Below are 22,187 nucleotides of genomic sequence, written 5' to 3' on the forward strand. Positions count from 1 at the left end.
GGGGAGTGTGGGGAGATGGGGAGATGGGGAGATGGGGAGATGGGGAGATGGGGAGTGTGGGGAGATGGGGAGATGGGGAGTGTGGGGAGTGTGGGGAGATGGGGAGTGTGGGGAGATGGGGAGTGTGGGGAGATGGGGAGTGTGGGGAGATGGGGAGTGTGGGGAGATCGAGACACCTAGAAACAAAAATCTATATGCACAGTCTTAGGAGTGCCACTCCAGTAGTGGCGTGACACAGCTAAAATGGTGCATTAGGGAGTAGGGGAGTAGGTATATCTCAGGAGGTAAAATTATGCTAGAAACTAACATCAAAACTCTACCACTAGAAAATGGCGATCGCCTAACTCGTCCAGAATTTGAGCGACGTTATGCCAGAATGTCTGATGTCAAAAAAGCTGAATTAATAGAAGGAATTGTATATATGAGTTCTCCGGTACGCATTACCCACGGAGCACCTCACGCATTCATTATGACTTGGCTTGGTAATTATTGGGTAGCGACACCAGGAGTTACTCTAGCAGACAAGACTACAGTACGCCTTGATGCTGATAACGAAGTACAACCGGATGCTTTATTACGGATCGAAACTGGAGGCAACTCAATTATTAGTGCAGATGGCTATGTTGAAGGTGCACCAGAATTTATTGCTGAAGTTGCTAGCAGTAGTGCTTCTTATGACTTAGGAGAAAAATTGAAAGTTTATCGACGCAACCAAGTACAAGAATATTTAGTCTGGCAAGTTTACGAACAAAAAATTGATTGGTTTCGGTGGCGAGAGGGAGAATATATTAATTTGTCAATAGATGAACAGGGTATTATTAAAAGCGAAATTTTTCCTGGTTTATGGTTATCGGTATCTAATTTAATTTCAGGTAATTTAGTAGAAGTAAACTCAGAGTTACAAAAAGGTTTAAAAACATCCGAGCATCAGAAATTTTTAGCACAGTTAAATAAGTAATATCATGTTCCCCCGGAGGGGGAGCTACGCTAACGGTTGAAGACTTATTCTTGTTTGACAAGCACTTAATACTACTAATTCTGCTAGTAAGTTTAAGTTTAAAATTTTGAATATATTAGCTCTATTTCCACTAAAAAAATGGTTAAGTGATCGCCATTTAATATTAAGGAATGAAATTAATTTGTAAGCATTCAGCTATTAGCAGTCAGCTCTTAGCTTTTTAATGAATGAACCAAGTATAGCAATGAGCGCTCAGGTATTTACAATGTCCAGCTCAAAGTGCAGTAAGCGAAAAGGTGTACAAAAAATAATGTGTAACCCACATTCCGCACCACAAAATGTAGTATCGAATCAGGAATCAGGAGTCAGGAGACAGGAGACAGGAGACAGAATTTTAGCAGAAAATCATAGCTGCCGTGATTGAGTAATCATCAGAGCAAGTATTTATGCGTAAATTATTTACTCGGAAGCATGATCAACGAAAAAAGTAATTGAGATGATTTGCATAGTATAAATACCTACCAAGCTACGGATTTATATACTACTTTTAATGCTACAAATTGACGTGCGGAATGTGGGGTGTAAATATGCTAGCACACAATATCTTCACACATCAAACCTTGTAGGGACGTTCCATGGAACGTCCTTACTGTGGTCTACCCAAATGGAATCCGCTGTAAGTCCCAGAGTTTGTTGCATATTTCTATGCTAAGTGAATGTTTTTTATATAGCGCTGTGCGCAGGGAACAGGCAACAGGGAACAGGGAACAGGGGGAATAAATTGCCGTTTGCGCAAGCATTCCGTAGGAATCATATAAGACTTCTAGCTCTTTTGCCCCTACTACAATTTGTAAATATACCAGCGCTCATTGCTATAAAAAGCAGAAATTTGCCTATAAATCTCAAATATAGAGATTTTAAGCTAGATTCAATCAAGGTTACTGAGAAACCAGATTTATACAGTTGTATGACTAAATGAATTTATTGCTTTTGCTCCTAAAAATTTTTTATACATGATACCAAATCCGGTTATGAAAAGCTAATTTGTCCAAATCCTTCTAATCTTTCTGCCTTCTAATCTTTCTGCCTTCTGCCTTACCTTCACAATAAATCTCTCTTCTAAACCGGATTTAGTATGAATCATCAATATAAACTTGATTTCTACCAGCATTTTTAGCATTGTATAAAGCAATATCTGCTGCTTCTAGCAATATTTTAGGATTAGAGTCAGTAAGGCAGCTACTATTTGCAACTCCTAAACTACTTGTCACAAACTTACTCACTGCCGAAGCTGTATGGGGAATTTTTAAAGCTTCAATTTGTGTTCTAATATTTTCTGCAACCTTCAGCGCTCCTTCTATGGCAGTATTTGGTAACACAACCACAAACTCTTCACCCCCATATCGAGCGACAAAATCTCCTGGTCGTTTCACTGCAGCACTAATAGTTTGAGCTACCTGTTGCAAACATTTGTCTCCCTGCTGATGACCGTAAGTATCGTTGTAGGGTTTAAAATAATCTATATCCACCATAATTATTGACATAGAAGTATTATCTCGTGTTGACCTTTTCCATTCTTGGTCTAGTTTTTCTTCAAAGTGGCGACGGTTACAAATTCCTGTCAAACCATCAACATACGCTATTTCCTTTAATTCTTGATTTAGTTTTTCTAAACGATGATAAAGTTGAGCTTGTTGAATAGCGATCGCTATCTGAGTTGCCAAGCGTCTCAATAGATCGGTGTCTGATATTCGCCATTGTCGTTTATGAGTACATTGATGAGCTACTATTAATCCCCATGCAGTAGTTTCTGAACCTTGTTTTTCCCCTTCTTGATTAATTAAAATTGGCAATACCATATTTGCTTTGACTTGAAACTGTTTGAGTAGATCGGCATGGCATTTTTTTATATCTGGGCTTTCAATATCTTCTATTATACTAATATAACCTTGTTTATAGCGTTCTATAATATCTGTATTTGGGAAACATGGATCGTCAATAATTTCACCTAAAATTGGACTGCTATCTGCTGCTACAGATTCTTTTTCTACGATACCTTTTCCATCTTCCAAAAAACGATAAATTAAGACGCGGTCACACTCCAAAAAAAACCGTACTGACTCTACTGTAGTCTCTAATATTTCATCCAAATTTAAAGATTGATGAATCCGGTCTAGAATGAGTCCTAATAAATGCTCTTTTTGTCTAAGTTCCTGCACAGCTAACTCTGCTTTTTTACGATCTGTAATATCTAGCACTGTACCGAATATACCTATGTATTCTGAGTTATTATCTACGACTAAAGTAGTCTGAGTATAAAGATACCTTAATGTACCATCTGGTCGAATGATTTGATATTCACATTCACAACTTTCTGCCTTTTCTAAGATCAAAATCACATTTTGATCCCATATTTTTTTGCTTTCGATGGTAAACATTTCTAGCCATTCTGAATAAGTTGGTTCTGGTCTTCTAGGGTTGAGACCAAAGATGCGAAATATTTCATCTGACCAAGTTATTTTTTGTGTCTTTAAGTCGTATTCCCAGTTCCCTAAATGAGCAATTTTTTGTGCTTCTTGTAGCTTTGCTTTGCTTTGTTTTAAAGCGTTTAAACTTTGATTATTCTCATGTGTATAGCGAATTATTCGATTTAATGTATATTCGTTAATTTCTGATTTATTCAAGTAATCTGCTACTCCTTTATTCATTAAATCCATCTCTAATTCTTGATTTTCTATATCTGTGAGTAATACGATTGGCATTTGGCAACCTAGATTAATTGCTGTTTGAAGTATTTCTAACCCTTTTATTTATTTGAAGTTATAGTCAAGCAAACAAATATCATGTTGATTTTTTTTTATTACTGTTAATCCTGTTTCGTAAGTATTTTCCCAGTCTAGTAATATTTTTGGTGATTCTACCTGTGACAGTAAGTCATAGATGAGAATAAAATCCTCTGTATTGTTTTCTATTAAAAGGACTTTAATTAAATCTTTATTCATCTAATAAATTAGTTTTTACAAACAAAATTTTTTTTTAATATGAGTATCTAAAAGTTAATAAAAAATCATATCTTATCTTGCCTAAAGTACTGGAAAAAGTCGCAGCTTGAGTTTTAGTGATACCATTAAGGCCAATTAAGTAGGTTTTTGTGGGAACAAATCATATTTGCTTGAGGTCTTTAATCATCATTGTTTTACTTTTAACTGCGGACTTGATACTTTATATTATCTGCTTTTTTTCTAGTTATTGTGGTGAGTTATGAATGAAGTTACTGGTGATTTTTTGATATTGATAAAGTGAGTCATTGAACTTTGATCGGGTGAGTTAGTCAACTAAGATCGAGTGAAGTAGATGAGTAAACTTTTGTGATCAGCATTATATTCTTCTATATCTTGACTAGACTTTTAATTTTTTATTTTTTTATTTTTGATATTAAATTATGGGAACTTTCTCTGTGTCAAGTAAAATATTCGGTTATCTTTGATATGAAATATGATGTAGTATCCGGATAATTAGTTATCGTATAACTCAGGAGTCAGGAGAAAGGAAGGATAAGAGTGGGAATTATCTGGGGATATTCCGGCATTTTATGTGTGGATTGAATGGAAGTAGAGAGTGCGATAGCAGACCTACTAGGTTACCCCTGGGGAAGAACAGATAAAAGAATAGAAATTAATCTCAAAAATCAAAAATCAAGACAAACTCCCAGATGGTGCATTAGACTATTAGACAAAGGAATTTATTGTTCAAGAATATAAATGTGGAATGACCTGAAAATACCATTGAATTTATTAAATATTTGCAAAGCGCAAAGGCCGGGAAAAAAATTGGCAATATTCTGGGATGGAGCAACTTACCATAATTCCCCAGAATGCGCGAGAATATTTGATCACAATTAATCAAGATTTACCAGAAGAAGAATGGTTGATAAATTGTACAAAATTTGCCCCGAATGCCGCGGAGCAAAACCCCGTTGAAGATATTTGGTTACAAACCAAAAAATTCATCAGACAATATGATCATCTTTGCAGTTCTTTGAAAATAGTTAAGTGGCTATTTAAGTAAATTGCGCTATGGTCAAATATTCGATTTTCCTAAACTTTTTCATTATGGTATTTTGCCACAACCTAAATAGGATTGCTATATAAATATGCACAAAGTATTGTACAAAAATATAATCAAAATGGACTCGAAGCAGTAATTAATAATAAAAAAAACTACAAAAAAAAAGAGAGTAAAAAAGCTTTATTGAATAGTTCACAACTCAAAAAATTGTCAGAATCACTGACAAAAAAACCATCTGATGGAGGTGTTTGGACAGGGCAAAAAGTAGCTAGATAGATCGAAAAAGAGACAGGAATCAAAAAAGTATGGAATCAGAGGAGGTGGGATTATTTAAAAAAGCTCAACTACTCTTGGCAAAGACCAAGGCCGAAACATAGAAAAGGAAATCCAGAATAACAAGCACAATTCAAGAAAAATTTACCGTTAAAAGCTCAAAAAATGGCTCTTAAACAACCATAAATCAGAGTAAAAATCTGGTTTTTTGATGAGCATAGAGTCGGATTAAAACCCATATTAAGGAAAGTTTGGTCACAGAAAGGATCAAGGCCAATAGCAACAGTAGAACATCGATATTAATGGTTATACATATATGGATTTGTAGAACCCCAAACGGGAAGAACTTATTGGTATTTAATACCACGAGTTAATATAAAATGGTTAAATTTGGTTGATGAAACTTTTGCTCAAGATGTGGGGTGATCAGAAACCCAAAAAATCATCTTAGTAGAAGATAGAGCTGGATGGCATAGAAGTCAAAAAGTCAAAGTTCCATTAGGGATAATTAGAGAGGATTTACCTCCATACTCTCCAGAATTACAACCAGCAGAAAGATTATGGGCATTATGTAGATGAACCATTGGTAAATAGACATTTTGACAGTATAGAAGAAATGGAAGAAGTTTTAGTCCAAAGGTGTCTTACTTTATCAACAATGACAACAGAAATTAAAAACTTAACCAACTATTCCTGGTTAAATTCTACTTAATATACACCTTTTTTTTTTACCCGGATTTGTATGATATATCAAATACAGTAATGACAACTGCTATATGTATAGCAGTACGTTTTTTGGTGGTTGACAATAAATTGTGGTTGTAAGAGAGTAGGGAGTAGGGAGTTGGGAGTAGAGAAATTTCCTAACCTATTTAGGTAGTGCTATAACAGAGAAAAGGCAACAGCAGTTCGACTCCGCGGAGTACGACAAACGTACCTTCCATAGCATTAATTATTCTATTCTTGTGAGGACAATTAAGAGGAGTTTTTATGATGCTTAATTAAAAGGACTTAATATTTCTAATTTTGGTTTGTAGAAGTACCAAAAGTAAAATTCCATCTGCTTGAACGCGATCAATATATTGATTGGAGCTAATAATTATACTGCAATAATGTGCTTAACTTTGGTGTAGTAAAGTCTTTACCCATAATGTTCAACTATTTACTTTACTTTTGCAGTTCTTAATATTTGCTATCTCTATATCCACACTGTGAATACATAAATTTGGCTAAAGGCGAGCATCAAAATACTTAATTGCCGGAAGATAACGGAAGATAATAAATAAAAGAAAAATTACTTCGTTTAACATAAATTAGCATCAGAAGGATAGAGTAGTAAGCAATGACAATCAAATCATTTGATATGATAAATATAGATAAAATTATCTATTCAATGCATAATATTTTAATATGCAAAATAACAATTTATGGTTGGATATGTATTAATATCCAAGTTTGATAATCGCCCAGAACTAACTACCCAAAAATTATTTAACTATTGTGACTGTTCAGACTGTGTTGGTAAGCAAACCAGATGATCATTCTGGATAAATATTAAGCCTTGCTGACGTAATTTACCCATTAGACGAGTCACAGTTACGCGGGTTGAACCAATAGCACTGCCAATTTGAGCATGGGTCAAAGGCCAAGGCAAATAATAACCACTTATTGCTTCTGGTTTGTCTTGGGCGATCCATGGTTCTCCATATTCTTCAATTAATAGCGTCAGAAATCCGAATAATCTGTCAATGGTGCGACGTTGGCCTAGGGTACTTAGCCACAGAAGCTTCCGTTGATGTTGGTATCTAAAGGCATCTAGGACTTCTCTGCGAAAGTAAGGCCAATTATCTAGGTCATGCCAATACATCCAAAGCACAGTTGTTTGATCTGCATGAGCATAAGCTTGAAGTGTAAATGGTGACTGAGCTATTAGTTCAAATGGTTGACCAGCACCGACAAATCCGAGGAAAGCTTCGTCTGAAATATTACTCGTTTTTGACTTGCTAGACTTATTGCGACTGGCACTAATGTGGGCATTACCTACTAAACGAATTGACCCTTTTTGTACTAGATACAGCAAACCTGGACGGGCAGGAATACGTTCATCTTTGCTAAAAGCTCTGCTACGGTAGTGTTCTTCTGCCCAATCTATGATTAGTTGCCAAGTCAGAAATGGTCTGCTGGTAGGTACAGAGGTGCTGGTAGGTTGTATATTCAGTGACATTTCTGGTAGTTCTGGATGTGATGATAGTTGCATTGGTACTCTCTTGTAGTAATAGTTGACCTTGAGTTCAAATCATTTTGGTAAAAGGAATAGAAGCAGATTTTTATCTGTCTACTTATACCAGTTTGATCCTTAGTTTAAGTGTAGCAAAAAACACATCTAATTCGGAAGATTCAAGATCAAATTTATTTGAGGTGGTAATAATATTGACAAAAGCATCATTTAAGTGTAATTTGATACAAATTTTACAAAAAGCTATAAATTTATACCAGGAGCAATTGGAATTATCTTGCAGGTATGAAAATACATTAGAAGTTTGGCAAAAGAAGGAAGAAATTCCAATTAATCAAACTATAAATAATGGAGCAATTGTATACAAGTCAGCGATCGCTATGAAGTTAGCCTCGGTTTGCCAACAACCAGCTATATATATTGCGACTGAGTTAGTTAAATATTGTAGAGAAATAGTCAATACTGATACTAATAAAGAGACAGATAATTTTGAGTTTGAGGTAATTTCATCTGGGATAATTTACTTTTATTTAACTGATTTGAGTATCGCTAATTGGTTAGATTATCTAACTTCTTTTCCCCTAAATTTTGAGCAACAAGAATTACAGGTTGGTGTTGACTTTAACGAAGTCAGAAGTTGTTTTTGTAACGGGGATGTGAGCAAGTCTCCAAAAACATTTCGCCAATCAAGGCGGGGTTTTAGACCCAATTACTTTGATAAATCTTTAGAAACTACAAATTTGTTTCCAATTCAGTATAGTCATGCTCGTTGTTGTTCGTTATTGCGGATGGGTATACGCGATCGCTTAATTAATGTTACTCTTACGGGCCCGGATGGTAGCGGTCAATTTTGGCAGTTGCAAACTTCTAAATCTATATCCTGGCAACAACCTAATGGGCAATTACAATTTTTACATGATGCTGAGTATCAATTAATTGCTCAAATTGCTTCTACTCTTGATCGTATCTATTGTGTTTCTAGCAGCAAAAAACCTATAAATTGGCAAAAAGTAGCTGATGCTATGAGTGTAGCTTTTCAAGATTTTTACAGTCATTGTCGTATTTGGGGTGAGGTGAAGGTGAAAAAACCGAAGTTAGCGCAAGCTAGATTAGGTTTGGTTTTGGTGAGTCAGTCTATACTTAGATTTTTATTAGAAGAAAGGTTAGGTGGGGAAGCACCTGTAGAGCTTTAATTTTGGTGTTACAATGTTTGATTGTATTTAAAATAAAACTAAGACGTATGAGTTATATTGTAATTTATGATGGCAACTGCAATTTATGTGTAACGTTGGTGCAGGTGTTGGAAAGTATAGATAAAGGTGAGCTATTTGAATATATTCCTATGCAAGATTTAGAAAAGCTCAATCAATTTGGTATTACTGCTCAAGATTGTGAAATGGGTATGATTTTAATTGATGGTAATGCACTGGAATGTCGATGGCAAGGTAGTGATGCAGCGGAAGAAATAGGGCGACTTTTACCTGTGGGGGTAATTAACAGCTTGACATAATCTATGATTATCTAGTATAATCTATAATTATCTATATTTTATTTTATGCTACTAGGATTCAAAACAGAGTTACACCCAAATAACCAACAAGAAACCTTGCTAGCTAAACACGCAGGTGTGGCTCGCCATGCCTGGAATTGGGGATTATGGCTAACTAGAAACATTCTTAATCACAATTCCAATAATCCTGATAGTAAACTTAAATTCCCCACTGCAATTGACCTTCATAAACTATTAGTAGCAATGGTTAAACCTAATAACTATTGGTATTATGAAGTATCTAAAACAGCGCCTCAATATGCTTTGAGATATTTATCATCAGCTTGGAAACGTTGCTTTAGTAAAGTGTCTGGTCAACCTAAATTCAAGAAAAAAGGTAGGGATGATAGTTTTACTTTAGATGGCTCAATTACGGTCGGCTTTAATCACATAAAATTACCGAGAATTGGATGGGTTAAAACCTTTGAAATATTACCAGACAATGTTACTCCCAAGTCAGTAACTATCAGTAGAAAAGCTGATAGATGGTTTGTCAGTTTCAAGATAGACTCAGCTTCCATAAATACTGAGAAATCTGTAGATGTAGTTGGTGTAGATTTAGGTATAAAATCTCTAGCTACGTTATCTACTGGTGAAGTATTTGAAGGTGCTAAGTCTTACCGAAAGTTAGAATCTAAATTATCACGACTGCAATACCTCAACAGACATAAAACTAAATTTTCTAAGAATTGGAAAAAATCTCAACTTAAGATAGCTCAGTTACACAACAGGATAGCCAATATCAGGAAAGATACATTGCATAAACTGACTACCTATCTAGCTAAAAACCACAGCCGGATAGTAATAGAAGACCTAAATGTATCAGGTATGATGTCAAATCACAAGCTAGCTAAGGCTGTTGGCGATATGGGGTTTTATGAGTTTAGAAGACAGTTAGAATATAAGTGTGACTTGTATGGTTCTGAACTAATCGTTATTGATAGATGGTTTCCCAGTTCTAAAACCTGCAGTAGGTGTGGAACTCTTAAAGAGTCTCTGCCTTTGTCAGAAAGAGAGTTTAAGTGCGAACACTGCAATTTTAGCTGTGATCGGGATTTGAATGCAGCCTTAAATTTAGCTATGGCGGTCAGTTCGACCGTGACAGCCTGTGGACTGGATAACGCCGACGTTGCCAGAATGAAGCAGGAATAGAACAGATTATCGTAGGTTTCTAAGAACGGATGTGTTTGTGGCAGCATATCGGGGTTTACCAGGAGCAAAATGGATGGGCGATCGCTTTTATGAGCAGGTTCGAGATAACCGTTATACAATATTTGGTAAACGTTCTACTACTTATAATTCACCTTATCCATTTGGTTGTAAAGCTGTAGAAAAGAAGTGAGTTTGCTAGATGTAGTTGCTGAGTTAAAACATATAAAGTAGAACGGGAAGTTTTTCATGCTATGAAGGTTAGTCCAAAAAAATAAATCTGAGAACCATTGACAATAATTTTATATCTTTGCTATACTATTTCTCAAGATAGCATGCAACATTAGTATCTATTGTCTGTTGTTGGCTGCTGTCTCATCGGTGGTAGATATATATACTCACTTGTATATCTCAATTTGTAATTAATCTTTAGTACAGGTAGGTGTTTGTAAGTAGGTAGTTTAGGGGACTAAATGCTTACAAGCATCTAGGTCTATTAGAGATTAGCTACAAGTCGAGATACACGAGTCAGTATATATATTTACCATTGATGAGACATTAGCTGAAGCTAGTACCACTTATATAGTGCTTATTTAGTTTGAGTAATACTCATTTTATGAAATTCCTTGTAGAAAAATATCCCAATATTATTAGTGAGCCAAAAGTGACATTAGTTGTCACTCTTGACTTCTATTTTTTGGGAAGTTTCTATCAAGATAGGGGAGTTTTTTGAGTAACTCACTATTTCACTATTAGTGATAGATATCTGATGTTCCGATGCTGTTGTTTGTAAACAACTCAAAGGAGATATCAGAAAAATGAATCCTAAACAGAAAAGAAAAAAGAAACAGCAACTAATAGAAGATTTTGGCTGTTATTGTTGGTGGTGTGGCAAATGTTTAATGCCAGAAAAGTTAACAATTGAACATTTACTTCCTCGTAGTAAAGGTGGATCTAATTCCAAGGAAAATCTACGACTTAGTTGTTTCAAGTGCAACAATAGTCGTGGTAATAGTCTTTATCCTCCTGGTTGGGAACAGGGAAAATGTTTTTAGGTAAAGTCTAAATATAGAAACCCAGTTTCTTTTCTATCTTAGAAAGGGAAATGAACTGGGTTTTCAATAAAATTCATCTATTTATTATGTTTATACTTCAACTTTAATTAAGTACTATTAACCAAATATTAATAGAGACAGTTAAAAAAATTAGTTGATATAATTTTATAAAAAATGTAGGAGTAGACTTGACATGACTATCCATAATAAGCACGAGATAATTGGTAAAGCTTTGAATATTTTGAGTAAGAATTTATATCCATATATAGAAGATGTAATCAAGGAATTTCATCAAGAAAATTGGTTGAAAGTAGTACAAGAAACATTAAAGGATGAAATTAGACAAGTCAAAAAGAAAAAAAGCATCGAAAAGGCTTTAATTGAAGATGTATCTCTACAACTTAAATTAATCAAGAAGCAGTGGGATAAAGTATTTAAAATAAAACTGGATAAAGCATTTTTCCTAATAGTAGAAGAACTCATAGAAGTCAGAAATGACTGGGCACATGGCTCTCCATTCTCTGTAGATGACACCTATAGATATCTTGACAATATTACTCGGATTCTTAAAATTATCAATGCAGAGGAAGTGAAGGAAGTAGAGAAAGAAAAGCAAGAAGTATTACGACTTTTATCTCAACAACAATTTCGTGGTGAAACTCCTCATAGTTATTCTGTTTCTGAAGAGGAAGAAAGACAAATTAGAGAGCAATTAAACGAATTACTGGAAAAAATTTCTTTCCCAGATGCTTCTCTTTTACAACTTGCTTTAATCCACCGAACTTATCTTTATGAAAACCCTACAGAAGTAAGCGAAGATAATAATCGTTTAGAATTTCTTGGTGATGCTTTGCTAAATTTTCTTAGTGGAGAATATTTATATCGTAAATACCCAAAAATGAAAGAAGGTGAAATGACTCAAAAACGTTCCAGTTTAGTGGATAATCAACAGTTAGCAAAATTTGCTATAGATTTAAACCTCGGACAATTTATTCTGCTAAGTAAGGGAGAAGAATCACAGGGAGGGCGTGAAAATAATTCATTATTAAGTGATGCTTTTGAAGCAGTTATTGGTGCTTATTATATTGATTCTGGTATTGAAGCAGTGCGCAATTTTTTAGAACCAATTTTTGCTGAAACTCTGGAAAAATCTGCTGATTTAGAGCCGGAAAATGAATCTCTTAATATTGAAAATCCTAAAGGTTTATTTCAAGAATTGGTACTAAAAAATGGTACAGATGTGCCAAGATATAAAACTGAAAAATGTGGTGGATCTGACCATGAACCAAGTTTTATATCTCGGGTATTTGTAGCTAATAAACTGTATGGCGAAGGTCAAGGTGGGAGTAAAAAAGAGGCTGAAAAACTTGCTGCAGAAAACGCACTATCTAAGTTGAGACAAAAAAGATTAATATAGATAAAGCAGTTTTCGAGTCTTGGAGGTACAAATTTTTATGCTTTTAGAGAATAGGGAATACTGGGTCTGAGAATAGGCAATAAGAATTATAGATTAATTTTCAACTGTCGCTAACTATCCTAAAATTTGCTTGCTGTAAATACAGCATATTCGGTAATTAATCTGGTACAACTGATACGGCAAATATTTTTTTCCTATTCGCTCTTCCCTACTCCCTAAAATCATCAACATAAGTACTTCTAGAGAGTAGTAAACTGCTATAAGTAGGTAGGTTTAATTAGGGCTTGCTGATTAAATATAAAAGCATTGACATATAAAGAATTTAGCCTTTTTGGAGTCGAAAAAAGTGCCTGGTTTTCAGTTCTTCATGCTCAAAAAGGAGCGTATTTTAGGCTCATAGTTGGGCAGAAAAATCATTCTTACAATTGTTACTCCTACCTCCTCGCTCCCGACCCTTTTCTCCTGTCTCCTGTCTCCTGTCTCCTGTCTCCTACCCCTACTAAAAGACTTTTTCAGCAAACCCTAATTATCTATAAAATCGCGATGGAAATTTAAAACTTGGAAAATTTCTGGAAAACTTCTTGCTGGCTTAATTTTCAGATTCTTCGTTTCAACATTTATTTATGCCCACCTAACTTATCAAGAAATTAAAATTTATAATATGACAAATAAACTACCTGAATTTAAAAATCCTGAGCTTCTAAAACAAGCTCTAACCCACCGCTCTTTTTTAAACGAAAATTCTGGAGAAGAAGATAATGAAAGTCTCGAATTTCTGGGCGATGCTGTGTTAGGTTTCCTAGTAGGAGAACTACTCTATAGACGTTATAAAGAAGAATATGATTTAAAACCTAAAGAACTTACGCGTCTCCGTTCACTTTTAGTAGATGAAAAACAATTAGCAAAATTTGCAGTTCAACTAGAAATAGGTGAATTAATGCGTCTTGGTAGAGGAGCAGAAAAAGATGGAGGTCGTGAAAACCCTGCCTTACTTAGTGACACTTTTGAAGCAATAATTGGAGCCTTTTTTCTAGACTCAACTTTGACGAAAGTTCGTCCTTTTGTGAAAAAACTTTTTCAACCCGTTGCAGATGAAATAATTTTTCCAGACAATGATTTAGTAGATACTAAAGCTAAATTTCAACAGTGGGCATTAGAAGAAATTAAAAAAATTCCTAGATATGAATCTAATAAATGTGGTGGTTCAGACGATAAACCTATTTTTTTGTCTGAAGTATTTGTGGATAATATAAAGTATGCTCAAGGTGAAGGTCGTAGTAAAAAAGATGCAGAAAAACAAGCTGCTGAAAATGCCCTAGCTAAATTGAAACAAGAAGGATTAATATAGATAAATATCAAGAAATGTAAGATTGGTAAATGACAAAGAAACTACCTGAATTTAAAAATCCTGAGCTTCTAAAACAAGCTCTAACCCACCGCTCTTTTTTAAACGAAAATTCTGGAGAAGAAGATAATGAAAGTCTCGAATTTCTGGGCGATGCTGTGTTAGGTTTCCTAGTAGGAGAACTACTCTATAGACGTTATAAAGAAGAATATGATTTAAAACCTAAAGAACTTACTCGTCTCCGTTCACTTTTAGTAGATGAAAAACAATTGGCAAAATTTGCAACTCAACTAGAAATAGGTGAATTAATGCGTCTTGGTAAGGGAGCAGAAAAAGATGGAGGTCGTCAAAATCCGGCTTTACTTAGTGACACTTTTGAAGCAATAATTGGAGCCTTTTTTCTAGACTCAACTTTGACAAAAGTTCGCCCTTTTGTGAAAAAACTTTTTCAACCCGTTGCAGATGAAATAATTTTTCCAGATTCAGAAAGTGATGCACAAACAGATGATTTAGTTGATACTAAAGGTAAATTTCAACAGTGGGCATTGGCAAAATTTGGAGAAAATCCTAAATATGAATCTAATAATGGAGAAGGTCCGGATCATGCCAAAATATTCACTGCTGAAGTTAGAGTTAGGGGGGAGTTATATGGCGAGGGAAAAGGTCATCGTAAACAAGAAGCTGAAAAACGAGCGGCAGAAAAAGCTCTGAGAAAAGTAGGATTAATGTGAAGAAAAAAGTGAGGTAAAAAAACAAAATTGCTGGTGGTGCATTGTAATAGATATCTGGTGAAAAAAATAGACTTTTTACAGAAGTAGGCAACAGTCAACAGCTCATCTGGCAACAGGGAAGAAAAATTTCTGAAAAAATACACACAAAATAATCTATGTGTATAATTTATACTCCGATGTCTAATGGTGGTCTATTAAACATCTGGTGAAAAAGAATAGACTTTTTTCAGAAGTAGGAAAAAGGGCAGAAAATTTCTGAAAAAATACACAAAAAATGATCTATATGTGTAATACCAATTTGATAAATGTTTGCTACAAATAGCTAGGGTATTTCGTAAGAATTTCCGTTTGTCATGCTCCGCAAACAGAATCCAGAATTCAGGAGTCAGAATTAATAGATTTAATACCAGTTTTCAGGTCGTAAATTCTCTTTTCTCTTGGTGCGCGTTCCGCAAGCGAGCTGACCTCGTCGCGGGGTCGCACCGCTCTCTTGGTCGATTGGATATGGCGAGGGAACCTCGCCATCCCTCGACCGCTTTGTCAAAGGGACATTTCCTGCAAAATCTTTTTATTGCACTTATTATTCGTAACATTCTTTTTTCAAATTGGTATAATTTCCACTCCTATGTATAATGGTCGTCTATTAAACATTTTGTGAAAAAAATAGACTTTTTGTAGAAGTAGTAAAAAGGGCAGAAAATTCCTAAAAAAACACACAAAATGATTTATATGTGTAATTTCCACTCCTATGTCTAATGGTCGTCTATTAAACATTTTGTGAAAAAAATAGACTTTTTGTAGAAGTAGTAAAAAGGGCAGAAAATTCCTAAAAAAAACACACAAAATGATTTATATGTGTAATTTCCACTCCTATGTCTAATGGTCGTCTATTAAACATCTGGTGAAAAAGAATAGACTTTTTGCAGAAGTAGGAAAAAGGGAAGAAAATTTCTGAAAAAAGACACAAAAAATAATCTATCTATGTAATTTCTACTCTTATCTCTATTGTAATTATTTTCTCAAGGGAAATGGCAGTGGGAGCATCTTGCTCCCTTGCACTTGCGTTATTCTTCCCCATCTACCATTACTATGCACGACTATCAAAAAATTTACCCCTATCTATAGAACCCATTTGAGATCTATATAATTGTGGTAGATAATTGTGGTAGTCAAGTCTTTTCGCGCATCAATTTTGAGAAAAAATCTGAAGAAGGAGTGTTGAATTTTTTGTATTATCTCTCCTCACATCTTCTCTCTTCCCTCTTACCTCCTGTCTCCTGTCTTCCCCTCCTGGGAGGGGTGAGGGGTGGGTTGTCTCCTGACTCCTAGCTAAAAAAACTTGATATTTATGAAGATACCAAATGGGTTCTATAATTAGACATCTCCAGAAAAGAGGGAACAGAGAACACCGAAACAGGGAACAGGGAACAGGGAAAAATAATTGATTTGATTTTTGATTTTCACTCCTATGTCAACAAATTAAGCAACTGCTTGACGCCCTTCAGTTTGACCAAACCGAATGTAATGTTCTAACCCATTGATAAATAAACCATTTGCTACTGCATCAGCAATTTCTGGGTAAGTAGTCAGATAAAAATTTTCATCAAAAGCAAACTGAGGCGATCGCCCTTCTAAAAAACCAAATTCTAACCAATGTTCAAACCCGTTATTAAATAAACCATTTGTCACAGCATCTGCTACACCAGAATTTTCTAGCAAGTAAAGATTTTCGTTGAAAGTGCTGGGAATATTGGGAAAGGGAATATTTGGAGGTTGACTATTAGAGTTTAGTTTGGCAACAAAAATATCGTTCGCTGTAGTACTACCACCTGGAATAAATTCAGGAAAAGCAGTGGAGTTGCTGGAACCAACAATATAAGCATTACCAACTTCGTCTACTGCAATGTCATTGCCAAATATACCCAAATTATTGTTGGTCTCAAAGGAAATTGAATATTCTACAGTTCCACCATCGTTAGATATTTTACTGACAAAAGCATCGGCAAAATTATCGTTGCCAATAATATAAGTATTACCGACCCCATCAATATCAAGACCCTCAATAGACTCGAAATTTGCTCCACCTAAATAAGTCGCGTATCCAACAGAGCGATCGCTATTAATTTTCATCAAAATTCCATCACTTTCACCCCCAGCAAAATTATCTTGCAAAGCATTAACAGTGGGAAATTCTCCAACTGGGGGTACTACTGCATCACCTCCGATAATTTGACTACCGGAAGATCCTCCTACATAAATGTTGCCCACTTCATCTACGGCAATGCTATTACCAGTATCTCCATCTACGGCACCATAGTAAGTGGAAAAAATTAGGTCGCTACCGTCACTATTAAGTTGGGTAATGAATATATCTCGGTCTCCACCTAAAGAATTTTGTACTGCATTTACTGTCGGAAAGTCAACGGAGCGAGTATCACCAGTTATATAAGCATTGCCACTACTATCTATAGTAATATCGTTACTTACCTCCGTATCATTTCCACCAAATAAAGTTGAGTAGATTAATTCACTACCATCAGTAGATATTTTACTGACAAAAGCATCACGATTAAATTCACTAATTAAAGTATTTTGTAGGGCATTTTCTGTGGTAGGAAAATCGCCTATACCAGTAAGAGGGACGATGGGAAAACGGAGTAAAGCACCCGTATCTCCGGTTATATAAACATTGCCATTATCATCTAAAGCAATACCACTACTAAAATCGTTATCTTGCCCACCTAAATAAGTAGAATACTCAATATTAGTACCATCATCAGATAGTTTAACCACAAAAGCATCCCCTGAAAATTCACCGCCACCATAAGTATTTTGCAAAGCATTTACAGTCGGGAAGTCAACAGAATTAGTATTACCTGTGACGTAGATATTACCACTTTCATCTACTTCAATATCTGTACCAAAATCATCACCACTTCCACCTATATATGTAGAATAAATCAGAGTTCCATCAGGAGAATATTTAGCAACAAAAGCATCGCCAGAACCAAATTCATTACCTCCAGCAAAACTATTTTGTACAGCATTTGCAGTTACTGGAAAATCTATAGAGTTAGTACTGCCTGTAATGTAAATATTGCCTTCTGCATCGGTAGTTATGCCTCGTCCATTTTCAACATTACTGCCTCCTAGAAGGTCAGAAAATTCTATAGTTGGGTTATTATTTGAGGGAATTTGGGAACCGAAATTTAACCCAGGGTTACTAATCAAAACTATATCATTAGTTTCTGGGAAATTCTCCACTGGAGTAATTACCTCTGGAGAAACTTCCAATGGTGGTGGCGGTGGAAAATCTGGGTTTATTGATATTACCTGTGGAGAAATTTCTAATGGTGGTGGCGGTAGAATCTCTGGAAGTGGTAATGTTGTCTGCGACTGTTCAATTAAAGAGTTGAATTCATCCATAATTAGTACTAAATTAAATTCCAAATTTACTGGGAAATTATTTTTGTTATTATACAATAATTATTCCTTAATACATGGCTACTTAGTCAGTATTATTGCCGATTATTTTATCTAAATATTAGATATAGCAATTCTCAAAAATGGTGAAGTACAAAATTCCTTTGTTTTAGGGAGTAGGGAGTAGGGAATAGGGAATATAAAAAACAACTGTACCTCAGTAACTTGAGAAACACTATATTTTCAATTTCATCTCTAAACGTAAGCATTCAGCTATTAGCAGTCAGCTATCAGCAATTAATAATGAATAATTACTTCTCAGATTTGGTCTGGAGACTTTGACAGTAACTTTTTATTCAAACTCAGTTTCAAAGGTTGCTTTTACCTTTCCCAAAATTAATAGCTGATAGCTAATAGCTGACGACTGTTTGCGCAGCATTCCGCAGGAAATGCTTACCTCTAAACACTTAAGCATGAATCATTTATTTTTTTCTTTTGAACCTATTCCACTATTTTTAACAAGTTTATTTCTTTAACGAAAATGTGTTTGAAAAGCTTAATTTTTCGTTTTTAACTCTCAAAATATTTAGGGTTTTTAGCAAAAATCTTGTTAGTGGAATAGGTTCTTTTTCTTTTAGGTTTAATACCAATTTGAAAAAAGAATGTTGCGAATAATAAGTCCCTTCTAAATACTTTACAGGAAATGTTCCTTTGACAAAAAAGAGAATTTACTAGCTCAAAACTGGTATTGAAGCTATTCATTCTGACTCGGTTCTCCTGACATCCCCTCCTGGGAGGGGTTAGGGGGTGGGTTTACTCCTAAGAAATACTCTAGCTATTTGTAGCAAACATTTATAAAATTGGTATAATACCCCGCCATCTGCAAGGAGTTTATAATTGCTTGGGGTTTGAGTCCCTATCCACTTCTTCCTTCTTCCTTCTTCCTTCTTCAAAAATCTATCACTTATTTAAGTATAGCTTCCTATAAAGTCAGTTTTTATATTTTTCCAAAAGACATCTCCAAATAATAAAAAATCAAATCAATTATCGTACAAAAATTATCAATTATCAAAATAATATGGGTCGCGCAACCCCCCCTTTTAAGGTGAAATATTTTTGGAGCGAAGCTCAAATCCCCGTTACAAAAATAACTTCTGACTTCTACTTCTGACTTCTGACTTCGTTAATTCCCCCTATTGCCTACTCCCTCTTTTCTAGAGATTTTCAAATGATAAATATCTGCACTACTCGCCGACCATTCCCACATAGAACCAGAATAATTCTTCACCTTAAATCCCAAATCTGTCAATACAGAAGTTGACCAAGCAGAACGTACACCACCTGTACAATAAGTAACAATAATGTTATCTTTTGTAATTCCTTTTTCTGTCAACATTTCTAAAATTTTATCCCGCGATAATAACATCCCATTATTATCTAACCAATACTTAAAATAAATATGAATTGCCCCTGGAATATGACCGCCACGTTCTTCTCCATAAGGTGTTTTTCCAGCATATTCTTGTGGCTCTCTAGTATCAATAATTACTAAGTTATCTTTTTCTAAATTTGTTTTTAATTCATTCTGACTCATCAGCCAATTTTTATTCCGATTAACCACAAAATCTCCTCTAGGTGGAGAATTATTTTTCGTAAACTTAACTGTAGGAAAACCCCCTTTAACTAAAGCAGTAAAACCTCCATCAACTAAAAAGGATTTTTGATGACCTAAAGTGCGTAACATCCAAACTATTCTGCCATCCTCTCCCCAACCATTTATGGTATTGCCAAATACTATGACTGGTTTGTGATTAAAAATGCCTATACCTTGTAATTTTTCTGTCAAAACTTTGTCATCTGTAAGTAATTTTCCTTTAAATGGAGATTGAGACTGAGAAAATTCTTGCCAACTTATACAAGTTGCATTTAACAAACTTTGAATATTAAATATTTTACAAGAACGAGCATCTAAAATTGTTGCTCCTTGTACAACTAATTTCTGAGCTTGAGCAGAGCTAATTATCCATTGATTATTTAAGATTTTTTGAGAATATTGATTAAGAACAAACTGAGAATTAATAGATTGATTATTAACAATTTTGGTGGTTTTAATATAATTAGCTATCGCTAGGGTAGAAATTAATCCAAATATGATTAATCCTAGCATTAGGATAATTTTTATCGGACTTAAATTTAAACTATTAGACATATATATATTTCTTCTCTGTTGCCTGTTGCCTGTTTCTTGTTCCCTCTTACGAAGCAGGGCTAATTCTTTGTCGTCAGAGAATATTTACAACTCTATATTTTTGGTTAACTAATCCTAGCAAGATGTACAAAATTTCAAAGAATACAATTTTTCTCTAGTGACAATAAATTGACCCTGCTCTTGCAAAGAGAGCTGAAACTATTCAATAAGTCCTGCATTATTTATAGGCCAAAATCTTTTGAAGACTTTACCAAAAATATTAGAGCGATGAATATAACCCCAACAGCGACTATCATAACTGTGGTTACGGTTATCGCCCATTACTATATATGAATTTTCAGGTAGAGTAATAGACTTAGATAAAAATCGTTGCTCGGGTGGACAAACCTCTATTACTGTCTGCTGATATTTGGAGTTGTCAGTAACTTTTTCTTGTGGGTTAACCGCAGAAGCTAAATACTTTTCTTCTAGAGGTTTATTATTTACATAAACTTTTCCATTTTTTACTTCTATTGTTTCTCCTGGCAAGCCAATAATTCTGTTAATAAAAGGATCTTTATATAGTTTTTTTAATGCTTCTGTTGGCATAAATATGACTATATCACCCCGTTGTGGTTCTTGAAAATTATAACTCCACTTATCTATAATCAAGCGGTCATTAATTTCCAATGTAGGCAACATTGCGCCTGATGGAATATAACGAGATTCTGCAAATTTTCCGATCAATGCTGGGATATAAAAATTGAATGCGCCAGTTATTATTATCCCTACAAAAATACTTAATAAAAGCCTTTTTGAGATTTGTCTATGAACAGGCGATCTCCGATAAGCATCATAAACAGCAAAACTAAATACTAGAAGAGTCAAGAAGGGAATAAGTGAACTAAATATGAAGATTATAATTAATAAAACACCAAGCCAAATCTTACCTATATATATGTGACCAACTCCTGGAAATATGAATCGAGAAAGAAACACAGATAACCATGGGTCTTTACTATTTTTTCTCGCTTCTTCAAATTGAGAACTATTGGCTTTTCTTGCACAATTATGAGCATCAAAAAGATTCCATATAGATAACAAACTATAAGCTAGTAAAAAAGCTATACCAATTATAGGATTACTTTTTGGATTAAATATGAAGTACACATCTAATCCCCAAAATAGACAGCTACAAATGATTAGTATCCAACCTCTAGATATATTTCCTGAATATATCTGCCCTATTCCTGGGAAAAAATATGATAAATTGACAGCAAGCCATGGTTCTTTAGTAAAAATAGATTGATTCATTTTTTATCTTAGCTGATGATAATTTTACTTACAAAAAGTACATACTATATTAGGTTTAATTGATTAGTTATTGTCAAACTAAAAGCATCAACATTTCCTGCGGAATGCTGCACAAACACCTAAAAACTAATTTTTTCATTCATATCAACTCCGTAGGAGATAAAATCATACCAAGTCTGATAAATCTTCTCTATAAATAGATATAGAAGATGTTAGGGTGCATCTAAATCTTGAATAAAACCAAAAAATTATCGCTTTTAGGCAACAGGCAATAGGCAATAGGCAATAGGCAATATATCAGGAAAAAAAGTATTTTTGCAAATATGATATGCACCAGGATGTTAATTATAAATACTTGTTTTTTGTATCAACTTTTTGCTTTTGATTGAGGGATAAAATTCACCAAATAATTAAGGTTTAAAGCCTCTCCTTTAAAGGAGAAACAAGAAAAATTTTTCCTTTTAATCAATCCTCTTATTTT

The 22,187-nt window shown here is 34.6% G+C and carries 19 protein-coding genes and 3 pseudogenes; 14 read left to right on the forward strand and 8 right to left on the reverse strand.

The features are described from left to right. Both F6K18_RS29830 and F6K18_RS29835 read left to right on the forward strand, forming a co-directional pair. Window positions 1–233 (forward strand): annotated as a pseudogene (locus tag F6K18_RS29830) (hypothetical protein); the annotation flags it as partial. Window positions 234–292: 59 nt separating this feature from the next. Beyond that, window positions 293–958, forward strand: a complete 666-nt coding sequence (locus F6K18_RS29835) for a Uma2 family endonuclease (RefSeq protein WP_287526291.1) — start codon at window positions 293–295, stop codon at window positions 956–958. 1,130 nt (window positions 959–2,088) lie between these two features. Here F6K18_RS29835 and F6K18_RS29840 read toward each other — a convergent pair. Both F6K18_RS29840 and F6K18_RS29845 read right to left on the reverse strand, forming a co-directional pair. Further along, a complete protein-coding gene (locus tag F6K18_RS29840; RefSeq protein ID WP_287526292.1) occupies window positions 2,089–3,720 on the reverse strand; it encodes a diguanylate cyclase domain-containing protein in 1,632 nt (543 codons plus the stop codon). A 48-nt stretch (window positions 3,721–3,768) separates the two neighbouring features. Further along, on the reverse strand, window positions 3,769–3,960 hold the full coding sequence (locus F6K18_RS29845; protein WP_287526293.1) for a hypothetical protein: 192 nt from the start codon (window positions 3,958–3,960) through the stop codon (window positions 3,769–3,771). Window positions 3,961–4,587: 627 nt separating this feature from the next. Between F6K18_RS29845 and F6K18_RS29850 the strand changes: the two are divergent. The 4 genes and pseudogenes from F6K18_RS29850 to F6K18_RS37005 form a co-directional block, all read left to right on the forward strand. Next, window positions 4,588–5,096: pseudogene (locus F6K18_RS29850) on the forward strand (transposase); the annotation flags it as partial. A gap of 2 nt (window positions 5,097–5,098) precedes the next feature. Then, the gene (locus F6K18_RS29855; RefSeq protein ID WP_287526294.1) at window positions 5,099–5,302 is read left to right on the forward strand and encodes a hypothetical protein; all 204 of its coding nucleotides are present in this window, start codon (window positions 5,099–5,101) and stop codon (window positions 5,300–5,302) included. Window positions 5,303–5,320: 18 nt separating this feature from the next. Further along, on the forward strand, window positions 5,321–5,422 hold the full coding sequence (locus F6K18_RS37000; RefSeq protein WP_353735217.1) for a winged helix-turn-helix domain-containing protein: 102 nt from the start codon (window positions 5,321–5,323) through the stop codon (window positions 5,420–5,422). A gap of 321 nt (window positions 5,423–5,743) precedes the next feature. Then, window positions 5,744–5,878, forward strand: a complete 135-nt coding sequence (locus tag F6K18_RS37005; protein ID WP_353735218.1) for a hypothetical protein — start codon at window positions 5,744–5,746, stop codon at window positions 5,876–5,878. Window positions 5,879–6,794: 916 nt separating this feature from the next. Here F6K18_RS37005 and F6K18_RS29860 read toward each other — a convergent pair. Continuing rightward, a complete protein-coding gene (locus F6K18_RS29860) occupies window positions 6,795–7,556 on the reverse strand; it encodes a Crp/Fnr family transcriptional regulator (protein WP_353735216.1) in 762 nt (253 codons plus the stop codon). Window positions 7,557–7,729: 173 nt separating this feature from the next. On the opposite strand from F6K18_RS29860, the gene F6K18_RS29865 reads away from it, so the two are divergent. The 6 genes and pseudogenes from F6K18_RS29865 to rnc (F6K18_RS29890) all read left to right on the forward strand — a co-directional run bounded on the left by F6K18_RS29865 (window position 7,730) and on the right by rnc (F6K18_RS29890) (window position 12,705). Then, a complete protein-coding gene (locus F6K18_RS29865) occupies window positions 7,730–8,728 on the forward strand; it encodes a DALR anticodon-binding domain-containing protein (RefSeq protein WP_287526297.1) in 999 nt (332 codons plus the stop codon). Window positions 8,729–8,775: 47 nt separating this feature from the next. Next, window positions 8,776–9,030, forward strand: a pseudogene (locus F6K18_RS29870) (thiol-disulfide oxidoreductase DCC family protein); the annotation flags it as partial. 60 nt (window positions 9,031–9,090) lie between these two features. After that, a complete protein-coding gene (locus tag F6K18_RS29875; protein ID WP_287526300.1) occupies window positions 9,091–10,236 on the forward strand; it encodes an RNA-guided endonuclease TnpB family protein in 1,146 nt (381 codons plus the stop codon). A gap of 37 nt (window positions 10,237–10,273) precedes the next feature. Beyond that, window positions 10,274–10,426 (forward strand): hypothetical protein, encoded by a 153-nt coding sequence (locus F6K18_RS29880; protein WP_375341367.1) that lies wholly within the window; start codon window positions 10,274–10,276, stop codon window positions 10,424–10,426. Between the two features lie 625 nt (window positions 10,427–11,051). After that, window positions 11,052–11,288 (forward strand): HNH endonuclease, encoded by a 237-nt coding sequence (locus tag F6K18_RS29885; RefSeq protein ID WP_202221494.1) that lies wholly within the window; start codon window positions 11,052–11,054, stop codon window positions 11,286–11,288. 193 nt (window positions 11,289–11,481) lie between these two features. After that, window positions 11,482–12,705: a ribonuclease III gene (gene rnc / locus F6K18_RS29890; protein ID WP_287526301.1), complete on the forward strand. Its 1,224-nt coding sequence runs from the start codon at window positions 11,482–11,484 to the stop codon at window positions 12,703–12,705. A 357-nt stretch (window positions 12,706–13,062) separates the two neighbouring features. On the opposite strand, the gene F6K18_RS29895 is transcribed toward rnc (F6K18_RS29890), so the two are convergent. Continuing rightward, window positions 13,063–13,224, reverse strand: a complete 162-nt coding sequence (locus tag F6K18_RS29895; protein WP_287526302.1) for a hypothetical protein — start codon at window positions 13,222–13,224, stop codon at window positions 13,063–13,065. A 142-nt stretch (window positions 13,225–13,366) separates the two neighbouring features. On the opposite strand from F6K18_RS29895, the gene rnc (F6K18_RS29900) reads away from it, so the two are divergent. Both rnc (F6K18_RS29900) and rnc (F6K18_RS29905) read left to right on the forward strand, forming a co-directional pair. Next, a complete protein-coding gene (rnc, locus tag F6K18_RS29900) occupies window positions 13,367–14,053 on the forward strand; it encodes a ribonuclease III (protein ID WP_287526304.1) in 687 nt (228 codons plus the stop codon). Window positions 14,054–14,082: 29 nt separating this feature from the next. Next, on the forward strand, window positions 14,083–14,781 hold the full coding sequence (gene rnc, locus F6K18_RS29905) for a ribonuclease III (protein WP_287526306.1): 699 nt from the start codon (window positions 14,083–14,085) through the stop codon (window positions 14,779–14,781). A gap of 1,479 nt (window positions 14,782–16,260) precedes the next feature. Here the strand turns inward: rnc (F6K18_RS29905) and F6K18_RS29910 are convergent. The 4 genes from F6K18_RS29910 to lepB form a co-directional block, all read right to left on the reverse strand. Next, window positions 16,261–18,207 (reverse strand): SBBP repeat-containing protein, encoded by a 1,947-nt coding sequence (locus tag F6K18_RS29910; RefSeq protein WP_287526309.1) that lies wholly within the window; start codon window positions 18,205–18,207, stop codon window positions 16,261–16,263. 797 nt (window positions 18,208–19,004) lie between these two features. After that, window positions 19,005–19,157, reverse strand: a complete 153-nt coding sequence (locus tag F6K18_RS29915) for a hypothetical protein (RefSeq protein ID WP_287526312.1) — start codon at window positions 19,155–19,157, stop codon at window positions 19,005–19,007. A 230-nt stretch (window positions 19,158–19,387) separates the two neighbouring features. Beyond that, complete coding sequence (locus F6K18_RS29920; RefSeq protein ID WP_287526315.1) at window positions 19,388–20,413, reverse strand: sulfurtransferase; 1,026 nt, start codon at window positions 20,411–20,413, stop codon at window positions 19,388–19,390. A gap of 198 nt (window positions 20,414–20,611) precedes the next feature. Continuing rightward, window positions 20,612–21,706: a signal peptidase I gene (gene lepB / locus F6K18_RS29925; protein ID WP_287526317.1), complete on the reverse strand. Its 1,095-nt coding sequence runs from the start codon at window positions 21,704–21,706 to the stop codon at window positions 20,612–20,614. Window positions 21,707–22,187 lie beyond the last annotated feature (481 nt).

The organism is Okeania sp. SIO2C2 (assembly GCF_010692625.1).
In the GTDB taxonomy this organism is placed as follows: domain Bacteria; phylum Cyanobacteriota; class Cyanobacteriia; order Cyanobacteriales; family Microcoleaceae; genus Okeania; species Okeania hirsuta.